Origin of the sequence: Pseudomonas sp. FW305-25, assembly GCF_017351415.1 — a bacterium.
Classification (GTDB): Bacteria; Pseudomonadota; Gammaproteobacteria; order Pseudomonadales; family Pseudomonadaceae; genus Aquipseudomonas; species Aquipseudomonas chlororaphis.
The window spans coordinates 69445-85233 of the sequence record NZ_JACNDE010000015.1 but is presented as its reverse complement, the minus strand read 5'-3'; the positions used below and the strand labels follow the sequence as shown (position 1 = coordinate 85233).

Below are 15789 nucleotides of genomic sequence, written 5' to 3'. Positions count from 1 at the left end.
GCAGCTATTCGAGGTGCCGTTATTCAAGGTGCAGGTGCCGCGCGCCATGAACCCGGCGCGCCAGGGAACACCTGATGGTTCAGGGGTGCCTGAGGGGAACAGGCTCAGGAAAACAGGGTCAGCGCGCCGGTCAGCAGGGCCAGGGCGGTAATCACCAGGGAGGTCAGGACCGCCCATTTGACGGTGGCTTTCTGGAAGTCGCCGATGTCGCGGTCGACCATCCCCACCAGCAGCAGGGTCGAGGCCACCAGCGGGCTCATCAGGTGCACCGGCTGGCCGAGGATCGAGGCCCGGGCGATCTCCAGCGGATCGATGCCATAGGCCGCCGCGGCATTGGCGAGGATCGGCACCACGCCGAAGTAGTAGGCATCGTTGGACAGGACGAAGGTCAGCGGCATGCTGGTGATGGCCACCACCAGCGGGAACAGATGCCCCCACGACGGCGGAATCCAGTCCACCAGGGTCTGCGCCAGGGCATCGACCATCTTGGTACCGGAGAAGATCCCGGCAAAGATGCCGGCGGCGAACACCAGCAGCACCACGGTCATGGCGTTGCCCGAATGGGCGAGGATCCGCTCTTTCTGCATCTCCAGTTGCGGGTAGTTGATCATCAGTGCCAGCACGAAGCCGATCAGGAACAGGATCGCCGAATGCATCAGGCCCATCACCAGCGCCACCATCACCGCCACCACCAGCAACAGATTGACGTAGGCCAGCTTCGGTCGCTTGCAGGGCGTGTCTTCGACAATGGCCTTGATGTAGCAGTTGCCGCCACCGCTCTGCAGCTGGGTGTTGCCGATACGCTTGCGCTCGGCGCGGCCCAGCAGGAAAGCGCTGAACACCACCCAGGCCGCACCGCCGATCATGGTCGGCAGCAACGGCACGAAGTACTCGCCGGCATCCAGCCCCAGGGCGGCGATGGCCCGGGTGGCCGGACCGCCCCAGGGGGTCATGCCGCTCATGATGCTCAGGGACAGCATGGCGATGGTGGCGAGGATCATCGGGTTCATGCCGATGCGCTTGTACAGCGGCAGCATCGCCGCGCAGGTGATCATGTAGGTGGTGGTGCCGTCGCCGTCCAGGGCCACCAGCAGCGACAGCAACGCGGTGCCGACGGCGATCTTCACCGGGTCGCCGTTGACCCGCTTGAGGATCTTGCGGATCAGCGGGTCGAACAGGCCCGCGTCGATCATCAGGCCGAAGAACAGAATCGCGAACAGCAGCAGCGCCGCGGAGGGGGCGACCATTTTCAGGCCGTCGAGCATCATTTTTCCGGTGCTGCCGGCAAACCCGCCGATCACCGCGAAGACGATCGGCACCAGGGTCAGGGCAACGATCGGGGACAAGCGCTTGGTCATGATCAGGAAGGTGAACACGACCACCATGGCCAGGCCGAGTAATGCAAGCATGAGGGATTCTCTTGTTGTTATGGACAAGCATGGCCGACGCCCAGGCGCACGGCCCCCTACCCGCCAGGCGGGGCCTGGCGAGGGTTTCAACCGGGGTCAAAAAACGGAAGGAGCAGGAAGCCGCAAGCGGCTAGAGGTGTTTGCCGGCCTGCGCCGGCTCCCAGGCTGGGTCACTGGCCTGGGCGTTGGGTGTCGCCTTGCCATCCAGGGTCTGTAGCAGCACCTGGCGATCGCAGGCGTTTTCCGACAGCGAGATCACCACCGTGGCCACGGCATTGCTGGCCAGGCTGGTGAGCGCACGGGCCTCGGACATGAAGCGGTCGATGCCGATCAACAGCGCCAGCCCCGCCAAGGGGATGTCGTGGATCACCGTCAGGGTCGAGGCCAGGGCGACGAAGCCGCTGCCAGTCACTCCCGCCGCGCCCTTGGACGACAGCAGCATGATCGCCAGCATCGTCATCACCTGCCCCAGGCTCAAGTCGATGTTGCAGGCCTGGGCAATGAAAATCGCCGCCAGCGACAGGTAGATGGCCGTGCCATCGAGGTTGAACGAATAGCCGGTGGGCAGCACCAGGCCCACCACGCCTTTCTTGCAACCCAGGGCCTGGAGCTTCTCCAGCATGCGCGGCATCACCGGCTCGGTGGATGAGGTGCCCAGCACCACCAGGAACTCTTCACGCAGGTAGCGCAACAGCTTCCACAGGCTGAACCCATGGGCGCGACAAATCCCCCCCAGCACCACGAAGACGAAGAATCCGCAGGCGATGTAGAGGATCATGATCAGCTTGGCCAGGGCGCCCAGGGAGGTGATGCCGTACTGGCCGACCGTGAAGGCCAGCGCGCCGAACGCACCGATCGGGGCAAAGCGCATCAGGTAGGAAAAGATCTTGAACACCATGTGCGAGGCGGCTTCCAGCACATCCAGCACGGGCTTGCCGCGCTCGCCCAGGGACGACAGGGCAAAACCGCAGAGCACCGCGATGAACAGCACCGGCAGCACTTCGCCCTTGGTGAAGGCGCCGATAAAGGTCTCGGGAATGATGTGCATGAAGAACTCCACCACCCCCAGCTTCGCCGCCGACTCGGTGTACTGCGACAAGCCCTGGGTACTCAGGTGAGTGGGGTCAATGTTCATGCCCGCGCCGGGCTTGAACAGGTAGACCGCCACCAGGCCGATGATCAGGCTGACCACCGTCAGCGCCAGGAACAACAGCAGGGTCTTGCTCAGGAGGCGGCCCAGGGAACGCTTGTCGTTCATCCCGGCGATCCCGGTGACGATGGTGCAGAACACCACCGGCGCGATCATCATCTTGACCAGCTTGATGAAGGCATCGCCCAGGGGCTTGAGGGCAATGGCCTGCTGGGCCCAGAAGTGCCCGACCAGCACGCCCAGCAGCACGGCACAGATGATCTGGAAGTAGAGCGATTTAACGACTTTCATGGCATCACCCATTTTTAGAATTGTTCTGATGCAAGCGACCGTCACTGCGGTGCAGGACTATCCGGCCAGGCGTTGTGACGCCGGGGCGTAGACGAAACCGGAGAACAGCCTTCGCGCGGTGCGCACCACCGAGGCGCGAATGGTCTCTCCCTGGTTGCCGGTGTAGGACAATACGATATCGATCGCGCCACTGGGGTGTTCCAGGCGCACTTGCTTCAGTTGCGTGGCTCCGCCCAGCAGTTCGGCGGCGACGCTGCCCTCGCTGACACAGGCGGTGGCCAGGCCGATGGAGCCGGTGATGGCCAGCGCGCGATGGCAGCTGTGCGGCATGAAGTAACGCGCCTGCAAGGTGCCGCCGGCCACCGCCGGCGAGATCAGCACCGGCTTGGGGATCACCTTGTCGCTGACGTCGCCCAGGCCCATGGCCAGGCCCGCCTGCAAGCGCAGGGACTCCAGCCGCCGCAGGAAGTCCTTGTCGGCGTCCAGCTCGGCCGGGGTTTCATCCCCGCGCTTGCCCAATTGCCCAGCCTCGACGATCAGCAGCGGCATGGCCATATCGATGCAGGTCACCGGTACGCCATCGATCAGGTCCCGGGTGTTCCCGGTGGGGAAGAGTTTGCCGGTCTTGCTGCCCGCGGCGTCGAGGAACGTCAGTTGCACGGGGGCGGCGGTGCCGGGCACGCCATCGATGGCGGTATCGCCTTCGTAGCTGACCTTGCCTGCCGGCGTCTGCACCAGGGAATTGACGAAGGTGCCGGTATTGAGATTGCGGATCCGCACCTGGGTCTGCTCGCCCGTGGCCTTGACCAGGCCTTGTTCGACGGCGAAGGGGCCGACCGCGCACAGCATGTTGCCGCAGTTGGGCGCGGTATCGACCCGGCGCTGGGACACCATCACCTGCACGAACAGGTAGTCGACATCGGCCTCGGGGTGCAGCGACGGGCTGACGATCGCAACCTTGCTGGTCTGCGGGCTGCCACCGCCAATGCCGTCGATCTCCAGTTCATGTCCCGAGCCCATCAGGCCGAGCAGCAGCTCATCGCGCTGTTCGATGGACACCGGCAGATCCCAGGCGAGAAACACCGGCCCCTTGGAGGTACCGCCGCGCATGAGCACACAAGGAATTCGTTGCATGGACACAGACTCTTGTTAATCAATCGGGTTAATTGATGTTCTGGGCACAAGAGTGTCAGGGAATAAATCATGTTTCCAATGCAAATATCGTAGCGATTATTGCGTTTCACACATGAAAAATCTAAGGTGAACAGCGCCTGCCTTCCCGCCCTCGCTTGAGACAAAAAACATGGAATATGAGCTTCAGGACATAAGATCCTTCGTGAAAATCGCCGAACTCGGAAGTTTCCACGAGGCGGCCGATGCCCTGCACTTGTCCCAGCCGGCCCTGAGCCGCCGGATCAAGAAGCTGGAGGAAGGCCTGGGCACCGCCCTGCTCGACCGCACCACGCGCAAGGTCAGCCTGACCAGCGTCGGCCGGGACTTCCTGCCCAAGGCCCGGCGCCTGCTGGATGACTTCGACGACTCGATCCTCAATATCCGCGAACTGGCGGAACGGCAGATCGGCCAGGTGACCCTGGCCTGCATTCCCACCGCGGCCTTCTACTTCCTGCCGTCGGTGATCCGTCTCTACAACGAGCGCTATCCGAAAATCCGTATCCGCCTGCTCGACCTCAGCGCCAATGAAGGGCTGGAAGCCGTGCTGCGCGGCGAAGCGGATTTCGGTATCAACATGATGAGCGGGCAACACCCGGACATCGAGTTCGTGCCCCTGGTCAACGAACCCTTCGTACTGGCGTGCCGGCGTGACCATGAACTGGCGAAAAAGGCCTCGGTCACCTGGTCGGAACTCAGCGATTACCGACTGATCGGCGTCGGCCGCCTGAGCGGCAACCGGATGCTGCTGGACCACGCCCTGTCCGGCCTGAGCTGGCGTCCCCAGTGGTTCTACGAGGTGCAGCACCTGTCCACCTCACTGGGCATGGTCGAGGCCGGGCTCGGGGTGTCGGCCATGCCCAGCCTGGCCATGCCCGCGGCCGACCACCCGACCCTGGTGAGCATTCCGCTGAGCGAACCGGTGGTCAACCGCACCCTGGGCCTGGTCTACCGCCGCGGCGCGTCGCTGTCGCCGGCCGCGGAAAAGTTCGTGTCGATCCTGCTCGAGCAATGGCCGCATTGACGGTCGATGGTGCAGGCACGCCAGTATCGAAGAGCACGAACGCCTGCAACCTGCGCCTGACAACCTGCGGCGTATCGGCCATTAACGGCTGACTGCGCCAGCCCCAGACTTTATGCTGCACAGCCATCCCCCCATGGAACCTGCGGGCCAAACGGTTGCCTGAGGCGCAGCCGTTGTTTTCCGCGCACCACCCAATACCCGTTTTCCCAGGAGTAAGCCCATGCCCCATGAAGGCAACCTGTTGCAAGCCGCTGTCGTGTTTCTGTTCGCGGCAGTGCTGACCGTTCCCCTGGCCAAGCGCCTGCAACTGGGGGCCGTGCTCGGTTACCTGCTGGCCGGGGTGATCATCGGCCCGGCGGTGCTGGGGCTGGTGGGCAACCCGCAGAGCATCAGCCATGTGTCGGAGCTGGGCGTGGTGTTGCTGCTGTTCATCATCGGCCTGGAGCTGTCGCCACGGCGCTTGTGGGTGATGCGCAAAGCGGTGTTCGGCGTCGGCCTGGCCCAGGTGCTGCTGACCGGGATGGTGATCGGCTGCGTGGCCCTGTTCCTGTTTGGCCAGCCGCTCAACAGCGCGATCGTGCTGGGCCTGGGCCTGGCGTTGTCGTCCACCGCCTTCGGCCTGCAAAGCCTGGCCGAACGCAAGGAGCTGACCAGCCCCCACGGGCGCCTGGCGTTCGCCATCCTGCTGTTCCAGGACATCGCGGCGATTCCGTTGATCGCCATGGTCCCGGTACTGGCCGGGGCCGACCACAACACCAGCAGCGCCGAAGACCTGCGCCATGGCCTGCAAGTGCTGGGCAGCATCGCCGTGGTGGTGATCGGCGGCCGCTACCTGTTGCGCCCGGTGTTCCGGGTGGTGGCGCGCACCGGCCTGCCGGAAGTGTCCACCGCCACTGCCTTGCTGGTGGTGATCGGCACCGCCTGGCTGATGGACATGGTTGGCGTGTCCATGGCCCTCGGCGCCTTTCTCGCCGGCCTGCTGCTGGCGGACTCGGAATATCGCCACGAACTGGAAGCGCAGATCGAACCCTTCAAGGGCCTGCTGCTGGGGCTGTTTTTCATCAGCGTCGGCATGGGCGCCAATATCGGCCTGCTGTTCAGCGCGCCGATCGCGGTGCTGGGCCTGACCCTGCTGCTGATCGCCATCAAGCTGCCGCTGTTGTTCGTGGTCGGGCGCCTGGCCGGTGGCCTGGGGCGCTTGAGCGCGGTGCGCCTGGGCGTGGTGCTGGCGGCCGGCGGCGAATTCGCTTTCGTGGTGTTCAAGATCGGCCGCGACCAGGGCCTGTTCGAGGCGCGCCTGTATGACCTGCTGGTGCTGACCATCACCCTGTCCATGGCCGTGACCCCGCTGCTGCTCCTGGCCTGCGCGCGCTTCTTGCAGCCCAAGGCCAAGCCGCTGGAGATGCCCGCCGAATACCGCGAGATCGAAACCGACGCGCCGCGGGTGGTGATTGCCGGCATGGGCCGGATGGGCCAGATCGTCGCGCGGATCCTGCGGGCGCAGAACATCCCCTTCGTGGCCCTCGACACCTCGGTCGACACCATCGAGCTGACCCGCAGCTTCGGTGGCATGCCGGTGTTCTACGGCGACCCGATGCGCGCAGAAATCCTCAAGGCGGCCAAGGTCGGCGAGGCGGAGTACTTCGTGATCGCCACCGACGACCCGCAGACCAACATCAACACCGCCGCGGTGGTGCGCAAGCTCTACCCGCACATCAAGATCATCGCCCGCGCCCGTAACCGCCAGCACGTGCACAAGCTGGTGGACCTGGGGGCCGAAGCGGTGCGGGAAACCTATTACTCCAGCCTGGAAATGAGCCGCAAGGCGCTGATCGGCCTGGGCCTGACCCACGCCCAGGCCGACTCGCGGATCAAGCGCTTCACCGCCCACGACGAACAGGTGCTCGAAGCCCAGCACGCGATCTACGACGACCACGCCAAGATCCTGCAATCGGCCCAGGAAGCCCGGGCCGAGCTGGCGCGGCTGTTCGAGGCGGACGCCGAGGACGAGCAGGCCGAAGGCGTGTTGCCGGCGCCGCGCTGAACCTCGGGCCGCGCGCTGCGGCCTTTCGCGGGCAAGCCTCGCTCCTACAGAAGCGGGGCTTGCCAGGGCGCTCCTGACACAATTTGTCAGCCCGCTGCGCTACAGTGCCCGGCGCCCCGTCCCGAATGGATACGCCGATGACCGCCACCAGCAACACCCCTGCCCTCAAGGAAATCTTCAACGCCGAACGCCTGGAACACATCGCCGAAGAAATGCTCGCGGTGTACCCGGCGTTCGACCGCCGCGGCTTTCTCGCCCACGCGAACAAGGGCCTCGCCGAGTTGTCGGTGATGCAGCGCCTGGCGCGGGTCAGCGAGAGCCTGCACGCGGTGCTGCCGGCGGACTACGAAGCCAACCTCGCACGGCTGTACGATCTCGCCCCGCGCCTGGACAGCCGCTTCGTCTGCATGTTCCTGCCGCACTATGTGGCCAGTTACGGCGGCCACGCCTTCGAGCGCTCGATGGCGGCGCTCAAGTATTTCACCGCCTTCGGCTCCTCGGAATTCGCCATCCGCCCGTTCCTCGCCAGCGACCTGTCGCGCACCCTGGCGGTGCTGCAGGACTGGGCCCGGGACGACAACGAGCATGTGCGCCGCCTGGCCAGCGAAGGCAGCCGCCCGCGCCTGCCATGGTCGTTCCGCCTGGAGCGGATCCAGGCCGACCCGACGCTGGCTGTGCCTATCCTCGAATGCCTCAAGGCCGACCCCAGCCTGTACGTGCGCAAGTCGGTGGCCAACCACCTCAACGACATCAGCAAGGACCATCCCGACTGGCTGCTGGGGTTGCTCGAAGGCTGGCCGCTGGATAACCCGCACACCGCCTGGATCGCCCGCCATGCCCTGCGCAGCCTGATCAAGCAGGGCCATCGCCGGGCGCTGGCGATCGTCGGCGCCGGGCATGCGCCGCAGGTGACGCTGCATGGCCTGCGGGTCGAGCCGGCGGTGATTCGCCTGGGCGAACGGATCAACCTGTCCTTTGCCCTGGAGTCCACCGCCGACGCCAGCCAGCGCCTGGTGGTGGATTACGCCATCGACTACGTCAAGGCCTCGGGCGACACCCGCGCCAAGGTGTTCAAGCTCAAGGCCTTCACTCTGCCGGCCAAGGCCCGGGAGCAACTTGGCCGCGCCCAGCACATCCGCGAACTGAGCACCCGCCGCCACTATCCCGGGCGCCATATGCTGCATATCCTGGTCAACGGCGAACGCCTGGGCAGCACGGCGTTCGAGATCCACAACTGAAACCGCAAGGAGCGAACATGCCGGCCCATCCGCTGAAAACCCTGATCGAAGCCGCCGACCGCGCCATCACCGCCGAAGACTTCGACAGCCTGATGGATTTCTACGCCGAGGACGCCACGCTGGTGGTCAAGCCGGGCCTGGAAGCCCGGGGCAAGGAACAGATCCGCCGGGCCTTCGTGGCCATCGCCGAGCACTTCAACCACAGCATGGTGGTCCGGCAGGGCCAGATGCAGGTCATCGAAGGCGCCGGCACCGCGCTGGTGATCATGCACACCCTGCTCGACACCCTGGATCGGGACGGCATCGCCAGCACCCTCGAGCGACGCGCCACCTATGTTTTTCGCCATGAGCCGGCGGATGGCTGGCGCTGTGTGATCGACAACTCCTACGGCACCGACCTGCTCGACGGCTGAGCCAGCGGGCGGCGATCTCGTAACAAATTGTTTCTCAAAATCAGCCAAGCCACTTCTTGCAGAAACAACGGAAAGCCGCCTGGAACTGTTCAGCCCGCAGATATGGCTTTGCGCCATATCTGCGGGGACAAAAACGCTATTTCGAGGAAAAATCCCAGCATTGCAGACCCCCTTCCCAGCCGTCCAACAATCCCGACCGACTCAAATAAACTGCTCTATCTCGGGACTTTCAGCCAAGACTAATTGTCAGACAATGCTGTAAATCCGTATTGCGATAAATTATCATTTGGCGCCTCCCCCGCCAGCCACGCCCTTGGCGCAGGTGATTCGACCGGTGCGACGTGGCTGATTTCAATGATTCACCCGAGGCGCTCATGTACCGTTTTCCGCTTTACCGTCCCCTGATCTGCGCCGGTCTCGGACTGCTCTCCTGGCAAGCCTTTGCTGCCTATCAACCGCAATCGGAAGCCGCCCTGGCCGCCGATTCCGAAATGGAATGCCAGTTCAACGCCGACCACAGCAGCGACTGCACCACCACCCAGCACTACACCATCCTCACCCCGGCGGGCCGGGACATGCTCTCGCGCATTGACTTCAGCTATGCCGAAACCGATGGCTTCGAACTGCGCAAGGCCGAATTCACCCAGCCGGGCGGCAAGCCCGTGGCGCTGGCGCCGGCGCAGATCGATACGCGCACCGCGCCGAATCCGGAACTGGGTTTCCTGCGCGAGAAACAGACGTCCCTGGCCTTCCCCAACCTGCGGGTCGGCACCCGGCTCAGCTACACCGTGCAGCAGCACTACGCGGCCAAACCGCTGCTGGGGCAGTTCCACTCGGTGCTGCAGTTCGGTCCCAAGCCGGTGCGCCAGGACAGCTTCAAGATCACCTACCGCGCCACGCGCCCGATCGTCTGGCGCAGCGAGCAGATGGACGACTACCGTTTTACCGCCACCAGCGACCGCAAAAAGCTGACCATCGAGCAGAAGGCGCCGATCTTCCTCAACTACATCAATGAACCCTCGATCGGCTTTATCCAGCGGGTGCCGCGGGTCGAGCTGGGCAGCAGCACCGAGGTGCAGGACTACTTCGGCCCCCTGGCCCAGCGCTACCAGCAAATCCTCGCCGCGCCCCTGCCGCCAGCCAGCGCCAAGGCCGTGGCCGGCCTGCGCGACCTGCCGCCAGCGCAGAAAGTGGCCGGGCTGATGCAGCACATCAACGACAACTACCGCTACCTGGGCGACTGGCGTGCCACCGAGCGCGGTTACCTGCCCTTCGAGCTGAAGCAGATCGAGCAGCGCGGCTATGGCGACTGCAAGGACCTGGCAGTGCTCCTGGCCGCCATGCTCAAGGCCAGCGGGATCAAGGCCGAGACGGCCTGGGTCAGCCGCGAGAACGTCGTCGCGCCGCTGTTGATCCCCGGCACCCATGCGCCGAACCACGCCATCGTGCGGGCCGAGGTCGATGGCAAAGTGTGGTGGCTGGACCCGACCAACCCGGTGTTCGACCCGGGCCGCAGCATGCCCGACATCCAGGAGCGCTGGGCCTTTGTCAGCGACGCCAAGGGCCAGGTCCGCGAGGACTACATCCCCCTGGAAACCCCGGACACCAGCCTCGTGCTGGACAAGCAGGAGCACTTCGACAGCAACGGCCAGGCCCGGGTCAACGCGCGTATCGAGTTCAGCCATATGGAGCTGATGCGGCTGATGGTCTCCGACAACCAGAACGGTATCGCCAGCAACGACCAGGGCCTGTGCGAGCGTTTCACCCGGGAACTGCGCGACTGCCAGATCAGCCGCGAGCCGACCGCCTTCGTCGCGCCCGCGACCTACCGGATCAAGGCCTCCCTGACCGACCTCAAGCCCCTGGAAAACATCTCCGGCAACTACTTCTACAAGGCTCCGGCCCTGGAGGGCGACTGGGACTTCCTGGTCAACTACCGCCGCAACGGCCAGCTGGCGGACCTGTACATCGGCGACGCCAATACCCTGCGCTACACCTTCACCCTCTCCGGTGCCCGGCTGGACAAGGACGTCAAGGCCTGCAACGTGCGCTCGCCCTGGTTCGACATGGACCTGAGCAGCGAACGGGTCAAGGGCGAGTACCGCTATCACTACCGCCTGAGCCAGAAAAAGCGCTGGCTGAGCCACGATGAAATCGTCAGCGCGCCGTTCGACACCATGGTCAGCCAGGCCAAGGCGTGCGCCGAGCAAACGCGGCAACTGGTCCAGCTCAAGGGCACAAAGAAAGCCTGAGCCACAGCGGCGCCTGCACCGCCAGCAAGCTGGGCTCCTGCAAGTTCGGCGCCGTCCATGTAGGAGCGCAGCTTGCTCGCGATAAACGTCAACGATGACGCCTATCGCCTGGATGAACGCGTCGTTCTCGCGGCCATCGCGAGCAAGCTCGCTCCTACAAAGGCACGCCAGTGTTTGCTGCGATCAGGCCGGCTCGGCGAGCAGCAAGCCCTGCTCGGCCGCGCACAGCTCGACCACGTAATCCCACACCACCCGCAGGCGCACGGACTTGTGCAGCTCGCGGCGGGTGCTGATCCAGTAGGCGCGCTGGATGCTCTCGCTGGGCAGCAAGGGCACCAGCTGCGGATCGCCGGCGGCCATGTAGCACGGCAGCACGGCGATGCCCAGGCCGGAGCGCGCGGCCTGTTGCTGGGCGATCACGCTGGTGCTGTGGAACACCACCTGAGGGTTGCGGCAGAAGCTGGTGAGGAAAATCAGCTCCTGGCTGAACAGCAGGTCGTCGACATAGCCGATCCAGGCATGCCGCCCCAGGTCCTCGCGGCTGCGCAAGGGCGGTGCGCGGTCCAGGTAATCCTGGCTGGCGTACAGGGCCAGGCGGTAGTCGGTGAGCTTGCGGGTCACCAGCATGTCGGCGTTGGGCCGCTCCAGGTGGATGCTGATTTCCGCCTCGCGGTTGAGGATGCTGACAAAACGCGGCACCGCCACCAGCTCCACCTCCAGCCCCGGATAACGCTCGAACAGGCCACGCATGCGGCTGGCGAGAAACATGATGCCCAGGCCCTCGGTGACGCCCACGCGGATCTTGCCCAGGGGCGCCGTGGACTGGGTGATTTCCTCCTGGGCCAGCAAGGCCACGTTCTCCATGGCCTCGGCGTGCTTGAGCAAGGCCTCCCCGGCCGGCGTCAGTTCATAGCCCTGGGCATGCTGGACGAACAGCGCGGTGCCCAGGCTTTTCTCGATCGCCTCGATATGCCGGGCCACCGTGGCGTGGGTGGTCTTCAACCGCTGGGCCGCGGTCAGCAGGCGGCCGCTGCGTTGCAGCTCGAGAAAAAACCGCAGGTCGTTCCAGTCGAACATGACTCTTCCTTGCAGATGCCGGGGGGAAGCCGCTGTTTAAAAACGCACAGCGGCTGAGCAAAAACTAACATTCTTTTAACGAAAGCTAACAACTAGGATGAGCCGCAACAAGAACGATAAAACGAGGTCATGGATGCTGCCTGCCTTTGATCCCTACGACTACATAGTGGTCGGCGCCGGCCCCGCCGGTTGCCTGTTGGCCAATCGGCTGTCCGCCAACCCGGCCCACCGCGTCCTGCTGCTGGAAGCCGGTGGCCGCGACAACTACCCCTGGATCCACATCCCCGTCGGCTACCTGTTCTGCATCGGCAACCCGCGCACCGACTGGTGCTTCAAGACCGAAGCCGAACCCGGCCTGCAAGGCCGCAGCCTGAGCTACCCGCGCGGCAAGGTGCTGGGCGGCTGCTCGTCGATCAACGGCATGATCTACATGCGCGGCCAGGCCGGCGACTATCAGCGCTGGGCCGCCGACGGCAACCCCGGCTGGAACTGGCAGGATGTGCTGCCGCTGTTTCGCAAAAGCGAAAACCACTTTGCCGGCGACTCGCAATTCCACGGCGCCGCCGGCGAATGGCGGGTCGAGCGCCAGCGCCTGTCATGGCCGATCCTCGATGCCTTCCGCAACGCCGCCGAACAGAGCGGTATCGCCAGCGTCGACGACTTCAACGGCGGCGACAACGAAGGCTGCGGTTACTTCCAGGTCAACCAGAAAGCCGGGGTGCGCTGGAACGCCGCCAAGGCCTTCCTCAAGCCGATCCGCCAGCGGCCCAACCTCACGGTGCTGACCGGGGTCGAGGTCGATCGGGTGCTCCTGGAAAACGGCCGCGCGGCGGCGCTCAGCGCCCGCTACCAGGGCCAGCAGCAGACCTTCAAGGCGCGTCGCGAAATCATCCTCAGCGCCGGCTCCATCGGCTCGCCGAGCATCCTGCAGCGTTCGGGAATCGGCCCCGCCGCCCTGCTGCAACGCTTGGGCATAGGCGTCGCCCACGAACTGCCGGGGGTCGGCGGCAACCTGCAGGACCACCTGCAACTGCGGCTGATCTACAAACTGGAAAACGCCCGCACCCTGAACCAGATAGCCGGCAGTCTGTGGGGCAAGCTGGGTATGGGCCTGCGCTACCTGTACGACCGCAGCGGCCCGCTGTCCATGGCGCCGAGCCAGCTGGGGGCGTTTGCCCGCTCCGGGCCGGAACAGACTTCGGCCAACCTCGAGTATCACGTGCAGCCGCTGTCGCTGGAGCGCTTCGGCGAACCGCTGCACGCCTTCCCGGCCTTTACCGCGTCGGTCTGCGACCTGCGCCCGCAAAGCCGTGGCCGGGTGCAAATCCGCTCCGCCGACCCGCAGGCAGCGCCGCTGATCCAGCCCAACTACCTGAGCCACCCGGAGGACCTGCGGGTCGCCGCCGACGCCATTCGCCTGACCCGGCGCATCGTCGCCGCGCCAGCCCTGCAAGCCTTCAAGCCGACCGAATACCTGCCGGGAGCCGAGTTGCGCAGCGAAGAACAGCTGCACGAAGCCGCCGCGCGCATCGGCACCACCATCTTCCATCCGGTGGGCACCTGCCGCATGGGCCAGGGGCCGGAGGCGGTGGTCGATGCCGAGCTGCGGGTGCATGGCATCCCCGGCCTGCGCATCGCCGATGCCTCGATCATGCCGTACATCACCTCCGGCAATACCTGTTCGCCGACGCTGATGATCGCCGAGAAGGCCGCCGAGCTGATTCTCGCCACCTCGACCAGGAGCCCTGCCGCCGAAAAACCAAGCGTTACCCCGGCCTGATCCGCACAGGAGCAGCAACGATGAGATCCATGTAGGAGCCAGCTTGCTGGCGATAACGACCTGAAGGGCGGTGCAAGGCTCAAGGAATTATCGCGAGCAAGCTCGCTCCTACACCTACAGATGCACAGCGACAAAATGCAGATAGCGACGCCACGCTGGCGCCGACAGTGGAACAACAAAAACAATCACTGTGAGGGATATCGATATGTCGGAACATGCTCAATCGATGGACGCGGCGGTCGCCGCGCCCACCAGCCAGGAAAGCCAGAAAGTCATCTTCGCCTCGTCCCTGGGGACGGTGTTCGAGTGGTACGACTTTTTCCTCTACGGCGCCCTCGCGGCGGTCATCAGCAAGCAGTTCTTCGCCGGGGTCAACGACACCACCGCCTTTATCTTCGCCCTGATGGCGTTCGCCGCCGGCTTCGTGGTGCGGCCGTTCGGCGCGCTGGTGTTCGGGCGCCTGGGGGACATGATCGGGCGCAAGTACACCTTCCTCGCCACCATCATTCTCATGGGCCTGGCGACCTTCGCCGTGGGCCTGCTGCCGACCTACTCGAGCATCGGCATCGCCGCGCCGATCATCCTGGTCGCCCTGCGCATGCTCCAGGGCCTGGCCCTGGGCGGTGAATACGGCGGCGCCGCGACCTACGTCGCCGAGCACGCCCCCCAGGGCAAGCGCGGCTTCCACACCAGCTGGATCCAGTCCACCGCGACCCTCGGCCTGCTGCTGTCGCTGCTGGTGGTGCTGGGCTGCCGCTACTTCACCGGCGATCAGTTCGAAGTCTGGGGCTGGCGCCTGCCGTTCCTGCTGTCGATCGTGCTGCTGGGCATTTCCACCTGGATTCGCCTGAGCCTGCACGAGTCGCCGGCCTTCCTGAAGATGAAAGAAGAAGGCCGCGCCAGCAAGGCGCCGATCCGCGAGTCCTTCGGCAAATGGGAAAACCTCAAGGTGGTGCTGATCGCCCTGTTCAGCATCAACGCCGGGCAGGCGGTGACCTTCTACGCCGCGCAGTTCTACGTGCTGTTCTTCCTCACCCAGTTCCTCAAGATGGACCCGGCCCTGGCCAATATGCTGCTGATCATCAGCGTGGTGATCGGCGCGCCGTTCTTCATCTTCTTCGGCTGGCTGTCGGACAAGATCGGCCGCAAGCCGGTGCTGATGGTTGGCCTGCTGCTGGCCACCGCGCTGTACTTCCCGATCTTCAAGTCCCTGGCCCACTACGCCAACCCGGCCATCGACCAGGCCAGCCGCCAGGCGCCGATCAGCGTGCTGGCCGACCCCGCCACCTGCACCTTCCAGTTCGACCCGGTGGGCAAGGCGCGTTTCGACAGCCCGTGCGACAAGGTCAAGACCTTCCTGGTCAAGCAGGGCCTGCCCTACACCAGCGTCGCCGCGCCCGCCGGCAGCCCGGTGCAGGTCAGCGTCGGCGACGTGCAGATCGACGGTTTCGACGAAGCGGCCCTGCGCGGTGCCGTGACCCTGGCCGGCTACCCGCAACAGGCCGACACCCAGAACGTCAACAAAACCATGGTGGTGGTGCTGATCGTCGCGCTGATCCTGATCGCCGCCATGTGCTACGGCCCGCTGGCGGCGCTGATGGTCGAGCTGTTCCCGACCCGCATCCGCTACACCTCCATGTCCCTGCCCTACCACATCGGCAACGGCTGGTTCGGCGGCTTCCTGCCCACCGTGTCCTTCGCCCTGGTGGTGTACACCGGCGATATCTTCTACGGCCTGTGGTACCCGGTGGTGATCACCGGGGTCAGCCTGCTCGTCGGCCTGATCTGCCTGCGCGAGACCCGCAACGTCGATATCGACAAGAACTGAAAAGCCCGGCTGACGGTAGCGCCCCAAGCAGGGTTGCAGGCCTTGGGGCCCAAGGCGTCAGCCAAGGGCACCTGGCAAAAAAAACGGCGCGCCATGGCGCGCCGCTTCCGTTG

The 15789-nt window shown here is 65.0% G+C and carries 11 protein-coding genes; 7 read left to right on the top strand and 4 right to left on the bottom strand.

Annotated features, from left to right (window positions below; translation table 11 throughout):
* Nucleotides 1-104: 104 nt before the first annotated feature.
* The 3 genes from J4E58_RS16360 to J4E58_RS16350 form a co-directional block, all read right to left on the bottom strand.
* Nucleotides 105-1409, bottom strand: a complete 1305-nt coding sequence (locus tag J4E58_RS16360) for a CitMHS family transporter (protein WP_053260658.1) — start codon at nucleotides 1407-1409, stop codon at nucleotides 105-107.
* Between the two features lie 130 nt (nucleotides 1410-1539).
* Nucleotides 1540-2862 carry a C4-dicarboxylate transporter DctA gene (dctA, locus tag J4E58_RS16355; protein ID WP_087088085.1) on the bottom strand — a complete coding sequence of 441 codons (1323 nt, stop codon included), beginning with the start codon at nucleotides 2860-2862 and terminating at the stop codon, nucleotides 1540-1542.
* A 45-nt stretch (nucleotides 2863-2907) separates the two neighbouring features.
* A complete protein-coding gene (locus J4E58_RS16350; protein ID WP_087088087.1) occupies nucleotides 2908-3984 on the bottom strand; it encodes a 4-oxalomesaconate tautomerase in 1077 nt (358 codons plus the stop codon).
* Nucleotides 3985-4153: 169 nt separating this feature from the next.
* On the opposite strand from J4E58_RS16350, the gene J4E58_RS16345 reads away from it, so the two are divergent.
* From J4E58_RS16345 to J4E58_RS16325, 5 genes are all read left to right on the top strand, one after another.
* Entirely contained in the window at nucleotides 4154-5044 is an 891-nt protein-coding gene (locus J4E58_RS16345; protein ID WP_009043295.1) for a LysR family transcriptional regulator, read from the top strand.
* Nucleotides 5045-5264: 220 nt separating this feature from the next.
* Nucleotides 5265-7088: a monovalent cation:proton antiporter-2 (CPA2) family protein gene (locus J4E58_RS16340; protein WP_087088089.1), complete on the top strand. Its 1824-nt coding sequence runs from the start codon at nucleotides 5265-5267 to the stop codon at nucleotides 7086-7088.
* A gap of 137 nt (nucleotides 7089-7225) precedes the next feature.
* On the top strand, nucleotides 7226-8326 hold the full coding sequence (locus J4E58_RS16335; RefSeq protein ID WP_087088091.1) for a DNA alkylation repair protein: 1101 nt from the start codon (nucleotides 7226-7228) through the stop codon (nucleotides 8324-8326).
* A gap of 17 nt (nucleotides 8327-8343) precedes the next feature.
* A complete protein-coding gene (locus J4E58_RS16330) occupies nucleotides 8344-8739 on the top strand; it encodes an SgcJ/EcaC family oxidoreductase (protein ID WP_087088093.1) in 396 nt (131 codons plus the stop codon).
* Between the two features lie 374 nt (nucleotides 8740-9113).
* A complete protein-coding gene (locus J4E58_RS16325; RefSeq protein ID WP_087088095.1) occupies nucleotides 9114-10991 on the top strand; it encodes a DUF3857 domain-containing transglutaminase family protein in 1878 nt (625 codons plus the stop codon).
* A gap of 183 nt (nucleotides 10992-11174) precedes the next feature.
* On the opposite strand, the gene J4E58_RS16320 is transcribed toward J4E58_RS16325, so the two are convergent.
* Nucleotides 11175-12068: a LysR family transcriptional regulator gene (locus tag J4E58_RS16320; RefSeq protein ID WP_007925029.1), complete on the bottom strand. Its 894-nt coding sequence runs from the start codon at nucleotides 12066-12068 to the stop codon at nucleotides 11175-11177.
* Between the two features lie 133 nt (nucleotides 12069-12201).
* On the opposite strand from J4E58_RS16320, the gene J4E58_RS16315 reads away from it, so the two are divergent.
* Together J4E58_RS16315 and J4E58_RS16310 are read left to right on the top strand one after the other, a co-directional pair.
* Nucleotides 12202-13848, top strand: a complete 1647-nt coding sequence (locus J4E58_RS16315) for a GMC family oxidoreductase (protein ID WP_087088097.1) — start codon at nucleotides 12202-12204, stop codon at nucleotides 13846-13848.
* A gap of 205 nt (nucleotides 13849-14053) precedes the next feature.
* Nucleotides 14054-15676, top strand: a complete 1623-nt coding sequence (locus tag J4E58_RS16310; protein ID WP_053260649.1) for an MFS transporter — start codon at nucleotides 14054-14056, stop codon at nucleotides 15674-15676.
* Nucleotides 15677-15789 lie beyond the last annotated feature (113 nt).